The organism is Allobosea sp. Root483D1, from assembly GCF_001429505.1.
Taxonomy (GTDB): domain Bacteria; phylum Pseudomonadota; class Alphaproteobacteria; order Rhizobiales; family Beijerinckiaceae; genus Allobosea.
This window is the reverse complement of record NZ_LMJW01000018.1, coordinates 63059-78616: the sequence shown is the minus strand read 5'-3', so window position 1 is coordinate 78616 and position 15558 is coordinate 63059. Positions and strand designations below refer to the sequence as shown.

General features: G+C 66.9%; 17 protein-coding genes and 1 pseudogene. 7 read left to right on the top strand and 11 right to left on the bottom strand.

Going from position 1 to position 15558, the window contains the following annotated elements; all coding sequences use genetic code 11:
• Nucleotides 1-64: 64 nt before the first annotated feature.
• From ASE66_RS15620 to argH, 8 genes are all read right to left on the bottom strand, one after another.
• Entirely contained in the window at nucleotides 65-673 is a 609-nt protein-coding gene (locus ASE66_RS15620; RefSeq protein ID WP_057190625.1) for a hypothetical protein, read from the bottom strand.
• Between the two features lie 57 nt (nucleotides 674-730).
• A complete protein-coding gene (locus tag ASE66_RS15615; protein ID WP_057190624.1) occupies nucleotides 731-2095 on the bottom strand; it encodes an ABC1 kinase family protein in 1365 nt (454 codons plus the stop codon).
• Nucleotides 2096-2212: 117 nt separating this feature from the next.
• Nucleotides 2213-2608: a type II toxin-antitoxin system death-on-curing family toxin gene (locus ASE66_RS15610; RefSeq protein ID WP_057190623.1), complete on the bottom strand. Its 396-nt coding sequence runs from the start codon at nucleotides 2606-2608 to the stop codon at nucleotides 2213-2215.
• Nucleotides 2605-2865 (bottom strand): AbrB/MazE/SpoVT family DNA-binding domain-containing protein, encoded by a 261-nt coding sequence (locus tag ASE66_RS15605; RefSeq protein WP_244494940.1) that lies wholly within the window; start codon nucleotides 2863-2865, stop codon nucleotides 2605-2607. The genes ASE66_RS15610 and ASE66_RS15605 overlap by 4 nt, the downstream gene beginning before the upstream one ends.
• Nucleotides 2866-2991: 126 nt before the next feature.
• Nucleotides 2992-3822: an ABC transporter substrate-binding protein gene (locus tag ASE66_RS15600; protein ID WP_057190622.1), complete on the bottom strand. Its 831-nt coding sequence runs from the start codon at nucleotides 3820-3822 to the stop codon at nucleotides 2992-2994.
• 44 nt (nucleotides 3823-3866) lie between these two features.
• Complete coding sequence (locus tag ASE66_RS15595) at nucleotides 3867-4631, bottom strand: amino acid ABC transporter ATP-binding protein (protein ID WP_057191084.1); 765 nt, start codon at nucleotides 4629-4631, stop codon at nucleotides 3867-3869.
• Nucleotides 4632-4636: 5 nt separating this feature from the next.
• Entirely contained in the window at nucleotides 4637-5530 is an 894-nt protein-coding gene (locus ASE66_RS15590) for an amino acid ABC transporter permease (RefSeq protein ID WP_057190621.1), read from the bottom strand.
• Nucleotides 5527-6942, bottom strand: coding sequence for an argininosuccinate lyase (argH, locus tag ASE66_RS15585; RefSeq protein ID WP_057190620.1), 1416 nt, complete (start codon nucleotides 6940-6942; stop codon nucleotides 5527-5529). Before argH ends, ASE66_RS15590 begins: the two co-directional genes overlap by 4 nt.
• Before the next feature lie 96 nt (nucleotides 6943-7038).
• On the opposite strand from argH, the gene ASE66_RS15580 reads away from it, so the two are divergent.
• Genes ASE66_RS15580 through rfbA form a run of 3 tightly spaced genes read left to right on the top strand, consistent with a single transcriptional unit; the run spans nucleotide 7039 to nucleotide 9783 of the window.
• Nucleotides 7039-7944, top strand: a complete 906-nt coding sequence (locus tag ASE66_RS15580; RefSeq protein ID WP_057190619.1) for a LysR family transcriptional regulator — start codon at nucleotides 7039-7041, stop codon at nucleotides 7942-7944.
• Between the two features lie 55 nt (nucleotides 7945-7999).
• Nucleotides 8000-8893: a dTDP-4-dehydrorhamnose reductase gene (rfbD, locus tag ASE66_RS15575; protein WP_057190618.1), complete on the top strand. Its 894-nt coding sequence runs from the start codon at nucleotides 8000-8002 to the stop codon at nucleotides 8891-8893.
• Between the two features lie 11 nt (nucleotides 8894-8904).
• Nucleotides 8905-9783 carry a glucose-1-phosphate thymidylyltransferase RfbA gene (gene rfbA / locus ASE66_RS15570; RefSeq protein WP_057190617.1) on the top strand — a complete coding sequence of 293 codons (879 nt, stop codon included), beginning with the start codon at nucleotides 8905-8907 and terminating at the stop codon, nucleotides 9781-9783.
• Nucleotides 9784-9811: 28 nt separating this feature from the next.
• Here the strand turns inward: rfbA and mddA are convergent, their stop codons facing one another.
• Together mddA and ASE66_RS15560 are read right to left on the bottom strand one after the other, a co-directional pair.
• Nucleotides 9812-10543, bottom strand: a complete 732-nt coding sequence (mddA, locus tag ASE66_RS15565; RefSeq protein WP_082613492.1) for a methanethiol S-methyltransferase — start codon at nucleotides 10541-10543, stop codon at nucleotides 9812-9814.
• Between the two features lie 74 nt (nucleotides 10544-10617).
• Nucleotides 10618-10848, bottom strand: a complete 231-nt coding sequence (locus tag ASE66_RS15560; RefSeq protein ID WP_057190615.1) for a hypothetical protein — start codon at nucleotides 10846-10848, stop codon at nucleotides 10618-10620.
• Nucleotides 10849-11014: 166 nt separating this feature from the next.
• On the opposite strand from ASE66_RS15560, the pseudogene ASE66_RS32730 reads away from it, so the two are divergent.
• The 4 genes and pseudogenes from ASE66_RS32730 to ASE66_RS15545 form a co-directional block, all read left to right on the top strand.
• A pseudogene (locus ASE66_RS32730) lies at nucleotides 11015-11242 on the top strand (winged helix-turn-helix domain-containing protein); the annotation flags it as partial.
• Between the two features lie 177 nt (nucleotides 11243-11419).
• Nucleotides 11420-12217 (top strand): alpha/beta fold hydrolase, encoded by a 798-nt coding sequence (locus ASE66_RS32725; RefSeq protein ID WP_244494972.1) that lies wholly within the window; start codon nucleotides 11420-11422, stop codon nucleotides 12215-12217.
• Nucleotides 12218-12354: 137 nt separating this feature from the next.
• Nucleotides 12355-13767 (top strand): FAD-binding oxidoreductase, encoded by a 1413-nt coding sequence (locus ASE66_RS15550; RefSeq protein ID WP_057190613.1) that lies wholly within the window; start codon nucleotides 12355-12357, stop codon nucleotides 13765-13767.
• Between the two features lie 124 nt (nucleotides 13768-13891).
• A complete protein-coding gene (locus ASE66_RS15545) occupies nucleotides 13892-14686 on the top strand; it encodes an IclR family transcriptional regulator (protein ID WP_082613491.1) in 795 nt (264 codons plus the stop codon).
• Here the strand turns inward: ASE66_RS15545 and ASE66_RS15540 are convergent.
• Nucleotides 14683-15555: a 3-keto-5-aminohexanoate cleavage protein gene (locus ASE66_RS15540; RefSeq protein WP_057190612.1), complete on the bottom strand. Its 873-nt coding sequence runs from the start codon at nucleotides 15553-15555 to the stop codon at nucleotides 14683-14685. The genes ASE66_RS15545 and ASE66_RS15540 overlap by 4 nt on opposite strands.
• Nucleotides 15556-15558 lie beyond the last annotated feature (3 nt).

Sequence of the window (15558 nt, the reverse complement as noted above, 5' to 3'; positions counted from 1 at the left end):
GAGGGAAAATGCGCAGCCGCGGCCGATTAATGCGCGATCAGGTCACGAAAATAGACGGCGCGACTTATGGCAGCAGCTCCGGCGGAACATGGTGCGGATCATAGCCGCGCGGCCGATTCTTTTGCGTCCAGCCATAGAGACCGGCGACGAAGAGGCCGCCCGCCACAGCGACGGCCAGCATGCCGAGGTCACCGGTGAGCAGCAGCAGGATCAACGGCAACGCGGCGAAGAGCAAGCCGGCGATGACGAGCATCACCTGCATGACCTGCAGCCGCCCCTCGCTCACTCCGGCCGAGAAGCGCACGACACCCGTGGGCCTCGTCGCGAGGGTTTTGTGCAGGTCGCGAACGAAGCCGGCATAGACCGGGTCGCGCTCCTCATCCGGAAAGCCGAAGGCGCTGCTGCCGACCACCTGCAATGGCGCAGCCCCGCCAAAGTGGATGATACAGCTGCCGAAATCGCCATGCCGGGTGATGTGAGCGACCGAAAGATGCACGGCGCTGATATCGGAGAGCAGCCGTGAATCTTCGCCGGTCGCGGTCGTCCAGACCAGGCGATCACCCGCGATCGCCACGCCCTCATCCGACAGCTTGAGCGCGAGCCCGCCGGGATTGCGCCGCACGAACAGGCCGTAATCGCGCCGCGATGCATCGTCCTTGCTCGCGTCCTGCATGGCATCCCTCCACCGAGGGATTGTGCCGTGCAGGCGCGAAATTGACGATGCCGGCGATCAGTGAGCTGCGAGCCCGGCCGCCGCCAGTGCTACATTCTGCTCGCTTGCCACGCCTGCGACGCTGAAAGCCTCGATCTCCTGCTCGAACAGCCGGTGAAAATTGAGCTCGGCGTCGAGATGCAGGAAGACGCCGCCCAGGCCGATCGCGGCGCGATCCATGAAGACGAACTCGCGCGGCACCGTCACCGGCCCGCGCGCCTTCAGCGCCGAATGGACCTGGAAGGCCTGCTTGCGCCCGTACTCCGACGGTTTGACGTCCTCGGCGATCCGGCGCGTGCGATCCTCCAGCAGCGGGCCGTAGATGAACTTCGCCCAGATGTTGAGGGTGTCGATCAGCTCTTTGTTGAGCCCCTTGAAGCCCCAGACCTCATAGGCGTGGACGACGCGGGCCTCCTCGCCCTCAAGCAGGCCACGATAGAGATCGACGACGCCGCCGACGAAGCTCGGCGGGAAGATCCGAATGCAGCCATAGTCGAGCAGATTGATACCTTGCGGTTCGCCGCCGTCCTGAAAGACCGTGTAGTTCCCGAGATGCGGATCGCCATGGATGACGCCGTGATGGCTGAACGGACGCCACCAGGCCCGGAACATCGCGGTCGAGATCCGGTCGCGGATCTGCTGGCTCGCCTGCTTGTGGTTCAGGATCTTGTCGCCGTCGAGCCAGCCCATGCTCAGCAGCCGGCGCGTCGACAGCTCCGGCACGACATCCGGCACGCGCACCTCAGGCGTGGCAGCCAGCATCTGCTGGTAGAGCGCGACATGCTTGGCCTCGCGGCGATAGTCGAGCTCCTCGCGGACGCGGGCGCTGATCTCCTTGGCGATCTCGCTGGTGTCGATCACCGCGCCCATGCGCCGATGCAGCCCGAACAGGATCTCGAGCTGGGAGATGTCGGCTTCGACGGCCGATTCCATGTCGGGGTATTGCAGCTTGCAGGCGAGCGGCGCACCGTCCAGCGATACCGCCCGATGCACCTGCCCGAGCGAGGCCGCGGCCGCCGGCTTGAGATCGAATTCGCTGAAGCGCTCGCGCCAATTCGCGCCGAGCTCGGCCTGCATGCGGCGCTTGACGAAGGCCGCGCCCATCGGCGGCGCCTCCGATTGCAGCTTCTGCAGTTCGGCGGCGTATTCCGGCGGCACCACGTCGGGAATGGTGGCGACGAGCTGCGCCACCTTCATCAACGGGCCTTTCAGCCCGCCGAGCGCCTTGGCCAGCGCCTCGGCATTGGTGGCGTTGCGGCCCTCCAGCCCGAACAGCTTTGTACCGGCTATCCGCGCCGCCACCCCTCCGACATTGGCGCCGACGCGGGCATAGCGCGCCGCGCGGGCGGAGAATCGATTGGCTTCGCTATCGCGTTCGGACATTGAGGCTCGCGCGGCTCATGACGGGCTGCTACCGGATGTAGGCGCTCTACCGGGGAAAGCCAGCAGGCACGCTGTCTCAGGAGCCGTTGATCGCAGCCTCGATCCAGATCGGCGTCGTCATGCGGGCGCGTCCTTCGGCCAGTTATCGCGGATCCAGCGCGTCAGCCCCTCCTCCTCGACCTCGCCGGCGGCGAGCGCGAGGATGGCAGCAGTCGCTTCCGGTTCGGGCACGAGGAAGTCGATGCCGTTGAGGCCGAGGAAGACGATCATAGAGGCGAAGGCAGCCCGCTTGTTGCCGTCGACAAAGGGGTGATTACGCGCAACGCCGAACGCATAGGCCGCAGAGAGGGCGGCGAGATCGTCTTCGCCATAGGCATATTTGTTCGGCGCACGCGCCAGCGCCGATTCCAGAAGCCCGTGATCGCGAATGCCGGCCGGCCCCCCGAACAGCGCGAGCTGCTCGGCATGAATATCGACGACCAGCTCGACGCTGACCCAGACGGGCTCGGTCATTTCGCCAGGGCGCGGTAGGTGTTGGCGTAGGTCTTGAACGAGCGCCGGGCAATTTCGAGCCCGCGCGCGTGGGTATCGTCATAGCGCGTCAGCTTCAGGCCGAGCTCCGGCTGCTCGACCACCGTCAGCTTGTCGCCTTCCGCCAACTTCAGCCGCGCCAGCAATTCCTTCGGCAAGATGATGCCGACCGAATTGCCGATCTTGCGGACCTGCAGGACCATGGCCTGTTCGCCGGCAGGCTTCTCGGGCTTGTTCATGGCGCGCTCCGGAGCTTGTCTGTTGTACGGAATGTATAACAGACAAGCGTCCGGCAGTCAGCCTACATCACCCGACACCGGCGACCGGCCTCCCTGGAACGGAAGGCCATCCTATGGCATTCCGCCTCACTCGCCCTTGTTGACCGAGATCGGCTTCAGCACGTTGCTCGGCTGGACGTACTTGGCGACCAGCGCGTCATAGGTGCCGTTCGCCTGCAGCCGCTCCAGCGCGCCCTTGACCGCATCGCGCAGCTGGCCGCCCTCGGCCGTCTTCGGGAACGGGATGCCGGTGAGCGAGCGGGTGAAGGGCTCGCCGAGCGCGATATAGGTGTTGGGCTCCAGCTTCTGGAAATGCGTCATCGTCTCGCTGCCTTGGACGCCGCCCTGCAGGCGCTGCGTCTTGAGTTGGGTGCGGGCGTCGACCGACCCTTCGGTGCCGACCACGGTGATCGCCGGCTTGCCTTTCGCGACGCAGTTGGCGTCGCTCCACTCGCCGATCTGCTTTGGCCAGTTGGTCGAGCGGCTGGCGCCGACGCTCTTGCCGCACAAATCCTCGACCGACTTGATCGTCGAGGCGAAGGCGGTGACCGTGTAGAACTGCGCGCCCGAGACCATGTAGTCGACGAAATCGACCGTCTCGCGCCGTGCCGGCAGGTCGCTCATCCCGGCCATCACCATGTCGACGCGGCCGGTCGTCAGCGAGGGCAGCATCTGGGCGAAGGCGGTGTCCTGCCACTCGGCCTTGACGCCGAGCTCCTTGGCGATCGCCTCGCCGAGCTCGTAGTCGAAGCCGGCCATCGTATTGGTCGCCGGGTCCTTGTAGACGATCGGCGCATAGTTCGGCTGGGTCGCGATGACGATCTTGCCGGCGGTCTTGATCCGGTCCGGCAGGGCCTGGGCCTGGGCGGCGAGCGCGGTGCCGGCGAGCAGCGCGGCGGCGAGCGAAAGGCGAAGCATGGTGGTCTCCCTCTTGTCTTTGCTTGGCTTCAATAGGCTTGGATTCACTTGAGGACGGCAGCGATGAAGTCGCGGGTGCGGCCCTGGCTCGGCGCGACCAGCACCTGCTGCGGCGGCCCCTGCTCGACGATCTCGCCCTTGTCCATGAAGACGACGTCGTTCGCGACCTCGCGAGCGAAGCCGAGCTCGTGGGTGACGACGATCATGGTCATGCCGGAGGCGGCGAGATCGCGCATCACGTTCAGCACCTCGCCGACCAGCTCGGGGTCGAGCGCCGAGGTCGGCTCGTCGAACAGCATCAGCTGCGGCTTCATCGCCAATGCACGGGCGATGGCGATGCGCTGCTGCTGGCCGCCGGAGAGCTCGATCGGATAGGAATCGCGCTTTTCGGCGAGGCCGACGCGCTCGAGCAGCGCCATGCCCTCGGCGATGATCTCGCGCCGCGGCCGTTTCAGCACCGTGAGCGGCCCCTCGATGATGTTCTGCAGCACGGTCATGTGGTTGAACAGGTTGAAGCGCTGGAAGACCATGCCGGTCTTGAGGCGCTGGCGCGCGATCTCGACGTCGCTGAGCTCGTGCAGCTCGTTGCCGACGCGGCGATAGCCGATCAGCTCGCCAGCGACCGTGATCGCGCCGGCATCGATCTTCTCGAGCTGGTTGATGCAGCGCAGCAGCGTCGACTTGCCCGAGCCGGACGGGCCGATGATGCATTGCACCGCGCCCGGCATCACCGAGAGCGAGACATTGTTCAGCGCCTTCAGTCGGCCGAACTGCTTGGTGACGCTGGCGGCGACGACGATCGGGGACAAGGCGGTCACGCAGCGGCCTCCTCGGCGATTTGAGGCTTGGCGCGGCGTTCGCCCCTGCCCTTCGAGAAGGCGCGTTCGAGGAAGAACTGGCCGATCTGCAGGAGGGTGACGACGAGCAGGTACCAGCCGGCAGCGACGATCAGCAATTCGATGACGCGGGCATTGGCATAATAGACATTCTGCGCATTGCGCAGGATCTCGGAGAACTGGATCACGCTGGCGACCGAGGTCAGCTTGACCATGCTGATCACCTCGTTGCCGACAGGCGGGATGATCACCCGCATCGCCTGCGGCAGCACGATCCGGCGCAACGTCGTCAGCCGGGTCATGCCGATCGCCTTGGCCGCCTCGGTCTGCCCGACATCGACCGAGAGGATGCCGGAGCGGACGACCTCGGCGGTATAGGCGCCCTGGTTCATGCCGAGGCCGAGCAGCGTCGCCATGAACGGGCCGATCACATCGATGGTTCGCCACTCGATCACACCGGGAATGCCAATCGTCGGGAAGACCAGCGCCAGGTTGAACCAGAGCAGCAATTGCAGCAGCAGCGGCGTGCCGCGGAAGAACCAGATGTAGAACAGCGCGACGCCGCGCAGCACCGGGTTCGGCGACATGTACATGATCGCGAACACGACGCCGAGCACGATGCCGAGCCCCATGGCGCAGGCGGTCATGATCAGCGTGTTGACGAGACCGGCGAGGATCGCCGGCGCGGTGAAGAATTGCGCCACCACCGGCCAGGCGATCTGCCCCTGCGCGAACGCCTTCACGATCCAGGCCAGCACGAACAAGATCGCCGCCGCGGCGACCCAGCGCCCGTAGAAGCGCTTGGGGACGATGGTCAGGCCGGCGATCTCGGCAAGGCCGCGATCCGGCATGGTCTGGGTTGCACTGCTCATGCCCCGCCCTCCCTCGTCCATTGCGAGAAGCCGGCGAGCCAGGTGCGGAAGCGGCCGATCTGCTCGATGACCCTGGCCGGGGCCGTGCCGCCATGGCCGCTGCGTGCCGCGACTGCTGCATCGAGCGTCAAGACCTTCAGCACGCTCTCGTCGAGACGCGGATCGATCGCGCGCAATTCCACCGGTTCCAGCCCTTCGAGCTCGCGGCCCATCTCCTCGCAATAGCGCACCAGCGCGCCGCTGATCTCATGCGCCTCGGCGAAGGGCACGCCTTTGCGGGCGAGATGATCTGCGACTTCGGTCGCGAGCGCAAAGCCGGCGCCGGCCTGCGCCCGCATCACGTCGGTGCGTGCCTCCATTGTCGCAACCAGCCCGGCGAAGGCCGGCAGCACTTCGCCGAGCACATCGACCGCGTCGAAGGCGGCGCGCTTGTCCTCGGCGAGGTCGCGGTTATAGGCGAGCGGCAGACCCTTCAGCGCGCCCAGCATGGCGACGAGGTCGCCGGTGAGGCGTGCCGCCCGGCCGCGCGATATCTCGGCGATATCCGGGTTCTTCTTCTGCGGCATGATCGAGGATCCCGTCGCGAAGGCATCGTCGAGCACGACCCAGCCGAACTGGCGCGAGGTCCAGAGCGTCACCTCCTCCGCCAGCCGCGACAGGTTCGTCGCCAACATCGCCGCAACGAACAGGAATTCCGCGACATGGTCGCGCGCACCGACAGCATCGACCGAGTTCTCGCAGGGGCCATCATAGCCGAGCGCCCTGGCGCTCAATTCCGGCGTCAGCGCGATCGCCGAGCCGGCGAGCGCGGCGGCGCCGAGCGGCGAGAGCGAGGAGCGCTTCTCCCAATCCTGCAACCGGCTGGCATCGCGCGACAGCGCCTGGCCATGCGCCATCAGCCAATGGCCGAAGGTGACAGGCTGGGCGCTCTGCAGATGGGTGAAGCCCGGGCAGACCGAGGCTGCGTGCTGCTCAGCCTGTCCTGCAATCGCGTCGAGTAGCTCGGCCAACATCGCGCCGATGGTCCGCGCCTCGGCGCGCAGATAGAGCTTCAGGTTGTTGGCGGCTTGGTCGTTGCGCGAGCGCCCGGCCCTGAGCTTGGCACCGGTCGCGCCGATGCGGGTAGTCAGTACGCGCTCGATGAAGGTATGGACGTCCTCGTCGCCCTCCTCCGGCGCGAGCGTCCCGGCGGCGAGATCGCGGGCGATGGCTTCGAGAGCGACGACGATCATCTTGAACTCGTCTTGGCTGAGCAGTCCGGCGCGCTCCAGTTCGGCCGCATGGGCCTTGCCGCCGGCGATGTCCTGCGGCGCCAGCCGGGCATGGGCGCCGGCCGCGCTCGACAATTTCATCATGCGCGGATCCGGCGGCTTGCGGAAACGGCCGCCCCAGAGACGCGTGGTCTGGTTCATGATGTTCTTCTCCCCTATCGAAAACACTGCCCTCTTGACCGCGCAACCGGCAAACGAAACGATCTCCTCAAGGGTAGTCGCTGAAGGAATATCTGTTTGGCCGGTCGCAACCTCCCGCCGTCGACCACGGCGCTTCGGGTCTTCCTCGCCGTCGCCCGCCTCGGCTCGACGGCGAAGGCGGCGGGCGAGGTGCACCTGACCCAGAGCGCCGTCTCCAAGCAGATCCAGGCGCTGGAGGAGCATCTCGGCACGGAGCTGTTCGAGCGCAGCCCCGCCGGGCTGAAACCGACCGAGGCCGGCACGATCTATCGCCCCTATGCCGAGGCCGCGATCGAGCAGATGGAGCGCGGCGCCCGCCGCCTCGCCGAGCGCGCCGCGATCGGCCGGCCGATCCGCCTGCACATGATCGCCATCGCCGGCGAGCGCTGGCTGATGGAGCGCTTCCCGGACTTCGCCCAGGCGCATCCCGAAATCGACGTCCAGTTCACCAATTTCGTCAGCGAGAACGAGATCGAGGAGGCCGATCTCGAGATCGTCCATGGCTTCGGCCCCTGGCCGGACCTCGAATCGCATTATCTCTTCGGTCGCCGGGTCGCGCTCGTCGCCGCACCCGCGGCGCTCGAACGCCTGGGAGGCTTCGCCCGCGCCGCCGACATCCAGAAGATGACGCTGCTGCAGCATTTCCAGATGCCGGCCTTCTGGGCCGAATTCACCGAGGCGCATGGCCTGCGCGGCGCGGTGCCGGCCCATACCGTGCGCTACGGCTATTATTCCGTGATCATCCGCGCCGCCGTCGCCGGGCTCGGCGTCGCGCTCGCGCCCCGCTGCTATGTCGCCGAGGAGCTGGCCTCGGGCGCTCTTGTCAATCCGCTCGGCCTCGATTTCGACAGCGCGACCGGCTGCTGGCTGACGGTCAATCCGCAGAGCGAGCGCAGCCCGGCGCTCGATACCCTGATCGCCTGGCTCTGCGAGGAGGCCCGCCGCTTCGAGGCCGCGGGTTGAGCCCACAAGGCGCATGCTCTAGACCGGCCGCCATGCTTCCGATGGCGAAGGCCCGATGCGCATAGCCGTGACCGGACGGACCGGGCAGGTCGTCCAATCCCTTCTCGCCCGCGCCGAGACGGCCGGCGTGACCGTCATCCCGGTCGGCCGGCCCGAGCTCGACATGGCGCAGTTGGAGGGCGTTAGGCAGGCCCTCGCCGCAACCAAGCCCGATTGCATCGTCAACGCCGCCGCCTACACCGCCGTCGACAAGGCCGAGACCGAACCGGAGCTCGCCATGCGGATCAACGGCGCTGGCGCCGGTGCCGTGGCCGCAGCGGCTGCGGCCCTAAGCGTGCCGCTGACCCAGATCTCCACCGACTATGTCTTCGACGGCATGGCGTCGCGGCCCTGGCGCGAAGACGATCCGACGGCGCCACTCGGCGCCTATGGCCGGTCCAAGCTGGCCGGCGAGGACGCGGTCATGGCTTCCGGCTCCGACTGGGTGATCCTGCGCACCGCCTGGGTCTACAGCCCCTATGGCGGCAACTTCGTGAAGACCATGCTGCGCCTCGCCGAGACCCGCGACGAGATCGGCGTCGTCTCCGACCAGCTGGGTTCGCCGACCAGCGCGTTCGACCTCGCCGACACCATCATGGCGATGGCGAAGGCACTGGCCGCCCGCCCCGGTGATGCCTCGCTCCGCGGCATCTTCCATGCCGCCGGCACCGGCGAGGCAAGCTGGGCCGACCTCGCCGAGACCGTCTTTGCCGCCTCGGCGGCACTGGGCGGGCCGAGCGCCACTGTCAGGCGCATCGCCACGAGCGACTACCCCACCCCCGCCCGCCGGCCGAGCAATTCCAGGCTCGACTGCAGTCTGCTCGCCGCTCGCCACGGCCTGCGCCTGCCGCCCTGGCAGGAATCCGTGCAAACCTGCGTCGCCACGCTGCTCGCGCAGCCGCGAAGCTGAAGGAGCTATCGATGAAGGGGATCATCCTCGCCGGCGGCAGCGGCACCCGGCTTCACCCGATGACCATGGTGACGTCGAAGCAGCTTCTGCCGATCTACGACAAGCCGATGATCTACTACCCGCTCTCGACGCTGATGCTCGCCGGCATCAACGAGATCCTGATCATCTCGACGCCGGAGGACGCGCCGCGCTTCGAGGCTCTGTTCGGCACTGGCGAGCGCTGGGGTCTGAAGCTCTCCTATGCAGTGCAGCGCAAGCCCGAAGGCCTGGCGCAGGCCTATCATATCGGCGCCGATTTCGTCGCCGGCAGCCCGTCCGCGCTGATCCTCGGCGACAATCTCTATTACGGCGATGGCCTCACCGATGTGCTGCACCGCGCCGCGGCGCGGACCAGCGGCGCCACCGTCTTCGCCTATCGCGTCAGCGATCCCGAGCGCTATGGCGTCGTCTCCTTCGATGCCGCCGGCAAGGCGCTCTCGATCGAGGAGAAGCCCAAGGTCCCGCGCTCGCACTGGGCCGTGACCGGCCTTTATTTCTATGACGCCGAGGTGGTCGAGATCGCCCGCAAGCTGAAGCCCTCGGCCCGCGGCGAGCTCGAGATCACCGACGTCAACCTCGCCTATCTCGAACGCGGCGCGCTCAGCGTCGAGCGGCTCGGGCGCGGCTATGCCTGGCTCGACACCGGCACGCCGGATTCCCTCGTCGAGGCCTCGGAGTTCGTGCGCACGCTGGAGCGCCGCCAGGGCTTCCGCATCGCCTGCCCCGAGGAGATCGCCTTCGAGAACGGCTGGATCGACCGCGAGCAATTGCAGGCGCTCGGCCAGGCCCTCTCGAAGAGCGGCTATGGCCAGTATTTGCTCGGCGTCGCCGGGCGAGAGCCGAGCCCATGACCTCTGGCTCGGCGCGCTTCGGTTGGGACTAGCTCCGCCGCCAGAACGGCAACAGCATCGAGACGCGCTCGCGATAGCGCCGATACTCATCGCCGAACAGGCCGACCAGGTCGCGCTCTTCCAGCATGATGCCGATCAGGATGTAGGCCGTCGTCGCGAAGGCGAAGAGCAGATGTCCCTGGGTCATGACCGGCGTCGACCAGAAGGCGACCAGGAAGCCGAAATAGATCGGGTGACGGACGAAGCGATAGAAACCGGGCGTCTTGAACTCCGCTGCCGGAAGCTGACGCCCTCTGAAGTGCAGCAGGACCTGCTTCAGGCCGAAAAGTTCGAAATGGCTGATCATGAACGTCGACAGAAGGACAATCAGCCAACCCAGCAATGACAACGCGACCAGCGCAGTCGCCAGGATGGGGTTCGTGACCTGCCAGACGATCTCCGGCATCGCCCGCCATTGCCAGATCAGCAGGGCGAGAGCCGCGGTCGCGAACAGGACGTAAGTCGGCCGCTCCACTGACGGGGGAACGATCGTCGTCCACCAACGCTTGAACTGCGGCCTGGCCATCAGGCTGTGCTGGATGGCGAAGACCGCAAGGACAGCGAGATTGATCAGGATGGCTTCGGTGAGGACGGTCGAGGGTCCGCTGTCGAGCGTCTTGGGAACGACGAGGCCCGAGACGAAGCCGATCGCATAAAGAAAGGTGACGAGGAAGAACAGATAGCTGGCGACGCCGTAAAAGACGGATGCAAATCGTGTCATGACCTTCTCCCGAGACATGGCCGCCGCATGGGCAGCGCGAGCTGGGTGGGCGAGGCGCAAAGCCGTGCCGACGATCAAAGCGTCGCGGGCAGCAGGACGAGCGAGGCCACCAGCGCGATGAGGCCGAGCCCGGCCATTGGCAGGCGTAGTCCTCGGCGCAGCAGATCCGAGCGAGCCTGGTTGCGAAGCGCGCGCGCCTGCGCCCGGTAGAAATCGAAATCGATCCTTCCATCCTGCCGCACGGTCGCGAATGCGTCCTCGCGCGGGACGGGCTCGAGGGGGACGAGGTCGTGATCGGGGTTCATCGCCGGCTCCCTGCCATTCGCCTGGCGTCATTGCCCGGCATGGCGACCATGCGCCTGCGAAGCCCGGCGCGCTTTGAGGCGGCTTTGACCGGCCCTTGAGAAAACCTTGATTTTGACCGCGAGAGCCCTGCTAATCCCACCGGAGCCGGGTCGTGTCGGAGCGGTCATGCTGTTCCAGTTCGAGGACTTCGCTGTCGATGTGCCTCGCCGGGAACTGCGGCGCGCGGGCGAGGTCATCCGCGTCGAGCCGCAGGTGTTCGATCTGCTCGTCTATCTGGTCGAGAACCGCCATCGCGTCGTCAGCCGCGACGACATGATCGATACTGTCTGGAACGGCCGGATCGTTTCGGAATCGACGCTGGCGAGCCGCATCAACGCCGCGCGCCATGCGATCTGCGATGACGGCCACTCCCAACGCTTGATCCGGACGATCGCCCGCCGGGGCATACGTTTCATCGGCGATGTCCACGAACTGCTGGTCGATTTGGCTGCCGCAGGCACCTCGCCGCCGGCGCAGTCCCATCCGCAAACCGTTACGTTCTGCCGGAGCAGCGACGGAGTTCATCTCGCCATGGCTGCAAGCGGAAACGGTCCGCCCATGGTCAAGGCCGGGAACTGGCTGAACCACGTCGAATTCGATCGTCAGAGCCCGGTCTGGGCGCCCTTCATCGACATGCTGTCCGGGCAGGTCCGGTTCATCCGCTACGACGCCCGCGGCAACGGACTTTCCGACTGGGACGTGGAAGACATTTCCTTCGAGGGCTTCGTTCACGACCTCGAAACCGTCGTCGAGGCGGCGGGACTCGAGCGCTTCGCCCTGCTGGGCATGTCCCAGGGCGCGGCCGTCTCGATCGCCTACGCAGCCCGCTATCCGCAGCGTGTCTCGAAGCTCATCCTGATGGGCGGTTTTCCGGTCGGCTGGCGCCGCTACAGCAATCCGGGCCAGCTCACCCAGCGCGAGGCGCTCGAAAGCCTGATCCGGCTCGGCTGGGGACAGGACAACCCGGCTTTTCGCCAGGTGTTCACCTCGCTGATGATCCCCGACGGAACGCTGGAGCAGATGGGCTGGTTCAACGACCTGCAGCGGGTTTCGACCTCGCCGGAGAATGCCTTGCGAATATTCCGGGCAACCGCGGACATCGACGTCACCGAGCTTCTGGCGAAGATCACCATGCCGACGCTCGTCCTGCATTCACGCGGCGACGCCCGCGTTCCATTCGCTCAGGGGCTGGCACTGGCGCGCGGCATTGCGAATGCTCGTTTCGTCGCGCTCGAAAGCAGGAATCACGTCATCCTCTCGCATGAGCCGGCCTGGCGACAGTTGACGAGCGAACTCAGTGGCTTCCTCAGCGAGGACGCCGCTCCGTGATTGAGAAGGCGTCGCTCGCCCGCCGCGTCCTGTCGCGTGCAATGCCGTCATGCTAGCGAAGGCGTGGCCGGACGCGCGCTGTCGCTGAAGAGTGCGTCGGCGGAAGGCACAGGGCCAGGACCGGGATCGCAATATTCATGACAATGACCGCCACACTGACAGCGCCGTCCCGGCACACCGCCCTCGACGGCCTGACCGCCTCCTTGCGCGAGCTGCTCGGCCCGCGCTGCTCGACCTCGGACAGCGAGCGCGAGCATCACGGCCATGGCGAATCCTATCACCCGACCAAGGCGCCCGATGTCGTCTGCTATCCGCAGACCACGCAGGAGGTCAGCCAGATCGTGAAGCTCTGTCATCAGGCGAAGGTGCCGGTCATCCCGTTCGGCGCCGGCACCTCGCTCGAAGGCCATGTCGTCGCGCTGCATGGCGGCGTCTGCATCGACCTCTCGCGCATGAACGGCATCGTCGCGGTCAATGCCGAGGATCTCGACTGCACGGTCGAGGCCGGCGTCACCCGCAAGCAGCTCAACGAGCACTTGCGCGACACCGGCCTGTTCTTCCCGGTCGATCCCGGTGCCGACGCCACGCTCGGCGGCATGGCCGCGACGCGCGCCTCGGGCACCAACGCAGTGCGCTACGGCACGATGAAGGACAATGTATTGGCGCTCACCGTCGTGCTCGCCGACGGCACCATCCTGAAGACCGGCGGCCGAGCCCGCAAATCCTCGGCCGGCTATGATCTCACCCGCCTCTTCGTCGGCTCGGAAGGCACGCTTTGCGTCATCACCGAGATCACGCTGAAGCTCTACGGTATCCCCGAGGCGAGCTCGGTCGCGGTCTGCTCCTTCCCCGACATCGCCAGCGCCGTCAATTGCGCGATCGAGACCATCCAGTGCGGCATCCAGGTCGCCCGCGTCGAACTGCTCGACGAAACCTGCATGCGCGCGATCAACCGCCACAACAATCTGAACTATCCCGAGACGGTGGCGCTCTTCCTCGAATTCCACGGCACGGAGGCGGCCGTGGTCTCGCAGGCAGAGACCGTGCAGATGCTCGCCGAAGGCCATGGCGGCGAGGGCTGGCGCTTTGCCACCAGCGCCGAGGAACGCAGCAAGCTCTGGCAAGCGAGGCACAACCTGCATTACGCGCTGCTCGCCTTGCGCCCCGGCGCCAGCAGCTGGGGCACCGACACCTGCGTGCCGATCTCTGAGCTCGCCACCTGCATCACCGAGATCAGGGAGCACGCCAAGGACGCGCCCTTCCCGGTGACGGCCCTCGGCCATGTCGGCGACGGCAATTTCCACATGGGCTTCCTGATCAGGATGGATTCGCCCGAGGAGACCCGCGAGGCCGAGCGGCTGAACGGCCTCCTGGTCAACCGCGCGATCGAACTCGGCGGCACCTGCACCGGCGAGCACGGCGTCGGCTACGGCAAGGCGAAGTTCCTGCGCAAGGAGCACGGCGACGCTGCAGTCGAGGTGATGCGCACGCTCAAAGCAAGCCTCGACCCCGACAACATCATGAATCCCGGCAAGGTGCTGCCGGACTGACGCCCCGAAAGGATCAGCCGATCGCACATCACGCTCGCTACAGCCTCGGCCGCGGGCGTGACCGCAGCGCCCAACTGTTTTACATGCAAATGGAACGGTGACCCCTGAGGCGAGTCGACAGCGCATGGACGACGCGGCGGATGCGGAAACGCAGCACAAGAACCACGCGGTCTATTTCGTGCCCGGCCTGCATCGCGGCCTGCGTGTCCTCGAAATCGTCGCGGCGGCGCGCCGTCCCCTGAGCATCACCGAGATCGCCTCGGAGCTCGGCCTGACGCGCTCCTCGGTCTTCCGCCTGATCTATACGCTCCGGCACATGGGCTTCCTCGAGGAGGAGCAGTCGAAGCAGTTCGCGCTCGGGCCGCGCGTCCTCAATATCGGCTTCGCCTTCCTCGCCTCGAAGGACATCATCGAGATCGCCCGCCCCGAGCTGGAGGCCCTGCGCGACGAGACGCTGGTCTCGGCACATCTGGCGATCCGCGACGAGCGCGACGTGCTCTATCTGAGCTGCGTGCAGACCCGCTCGGGTTTCCTCAGCAACATGAATGTCGGCTCGCGCGTCCCGGCCTACGCCTCGCCCATGGGCTGGCTCCTGCTCGCCAGCCTGCCGCAACCGGAGCTGGAGGAGCTCTTCCGGAAGGAGCGCTTCGTGCCGCTGACCAGCCAGACGCCGACCTCGACGCCGGAGCTGATCGCGACGGTAGAGGCGGCGGCAGCGCGCGGCCACGTCGTCAGCCGCGGCGTGATGGAGGCGGCCGGCAGCTCGATCTCGGCGCCGATCATCGACCGGCGCGGCACGGTCGTCGCGGCGATCGACATCTCCGGCCCCGACTCGGCCTTCGACCTCGACCAGATCGACGGCCGCTACCTCGCGGCGGTCAGGGCCGCCGCCAAGCGGATTTCCGAGCGGCTGGGTTAAAGGCCAAGCATCGCCCGCGCCTCGGCCGGCGTCGCCAGCGCGCCGCCGAGATTCTCGATGATCGTGCCGGCCTTCTCGACCAACTCGGCATTGTCGCGCGCCAGCACGCCCTTGCGGATGTAGACGTTGTCCTCGAGCCCGACCCGGACATGGCCGCCGAGCAGGAAGGCCTGCGCCAGCAGCGGGAATTCGTGCCGGCCGATGCCGAAGGCGGCCCAGATGCAGTCCGGCGGCAATTGCGAGACGAAGTAGACCAGCGTCTGCGGGTTCGGGATCGCGCCATAGCGCACGCCGAGCACGATCTGGATCAGCAGCGGATTGCGCAGCACCCCATCAGCCTGCAACGCCCTGGCGAGCTGCAGGTCGCCGCCGTCGAACAATTCCAGCTCGGGCAGAACGCCGGCCGCGTAGATGCGCCTCGCCATCTCGGTGACGTTGCGCGGCGTGTTGATCACCACCGCGCTGCCCGAGAACATGGTGTTGAGGTCGAGCGTGCAGATCTCCGGCTTCAGCGCCTCGACATGCGCGACGCGGCGTTCCGGCCTGGTCAGCGTCGTCCCCGGGGCCGCGACCGCGGGATCGTCGATGCCCGGCACGAAGCGCCCGCCCTCCCCGGTCGAGAGGTTGAGGATGACCTCGGAGCCGGACTGCCTGATGCGGTCGACGATCTCGGTGAAGAGGGGAAGGTCCATCGTGCCCTTCGTCGTGGCAGGGTCGCGGGCATGCAGGTGCACCACCGCCGCACCGGCCTTGCCGGCCGCGATGGCGGCGGCGGCGATCTCGGCCGGCGTCACCGGCAGGCCGGGATGCTGCTCACGCGTCGTCAGGTTGCCGGTGACGGCGCAGGTCAGGATGGTCTTGCGCGACAAGGC

Bases quoted from the DNA above. Each gene is read 5' to 3' on its own strand.
- rfbA (WP_057190617.1), top strand. From the start codon at position 8,905: ATGAAGGGGATCATCCTCGCCGGCGGCAGCGGCACCCGGCTTCACCCG.
- ASE66_RS15605 (WP_244494940.1), bottom strand. From the start codon at position 2,865: ATGAACAAGCCCGAGAAGCCTGCCGGCGAACAGGCCATGGTCCTGCAG.
- ASE66_RS32725 (WP_244494972.1), top strand. From the start codon at position 11,420: ATGGCTGCAAGCGGAAACGGTCCGCCCATGGTCAAGGCCGGGAACTGG.
- ASE66_RS15550 (WP_057190613.1), top strand. From the start codon at position 12,355: ATGACAATGACCGCCACACTGACAGCGCCGTCCCGGCACACCGCCCTC.
- ASE66_RS15620 (WP_057190625.1), bottom strand. From the start codon at position 673: ATGCAGGACGCGAGCAAGGACGATGCATCGCGGCGCGATTACGGCCTG.
- ASE66_RS15545 (WP_082613491.1), top strand. From the start codon at position 13,892: ATGGACGACGCGGCGGATGCGGAAACGCAGCACAAGAACCACGCGGTC.
- ASE66_RS15600 (WP_057190622.1), bottom strand. From the start codon at position 3,822: ATGCTTCGCCTTTCGCTCGCCGCCGCGCTGCTCGCCGGCACCGCGCTC.
- mddA (WP_082613492.1), bottom strand. From the start codon at position 10,543: ATGACACGATTTGCATCCGTCTTTTACGGCGTCGCCAGCTATCTGTTC.
- rfbD (WP_057190618.1), top strand. From the start codon at position 8,000: ATGCGCATAGCCGTGACCGGACGGACCGGGCAGGTCGTCCAATCCCTT.
- ASE66_RS15560 (WP_057190615.1), bottom strand. From the start codon at position 10,848: ATGAACCCCGATCACGACCTCGTCCCCCTCGAGCCCGTCCCGCGCGAG.
- ASE66_RS15610 (WP_057190623.1), bottom strand. From the start codon at position 2,608: ATGACCGAGCCCGTCTGGGTCAGCGTCGAGCTGGTCGTCGATATTCAT.
- argH (WP_057190620.1), bottom strand. From the start codon at position 6,942: ATGAACCAGACCACGCGTCTCTGGGGCGGCCGTTTCCGCAAGCCGCCG.
- ASE66_RS15590 (WP_057190621.1), bottom strand. From the start codon at position 5,530: ATGAGCAGTGCAACCCAGACCATGCCGGATCGCGGCCTTGCCGAGATC.
- ASE66_RS15615 (WP_057190624.1), bottom strand. From the start codon at position 2,095: ATGTCCGAACGCGATAGCGAAGCCAATCGATTCTCCGCCCGCGCGGCG.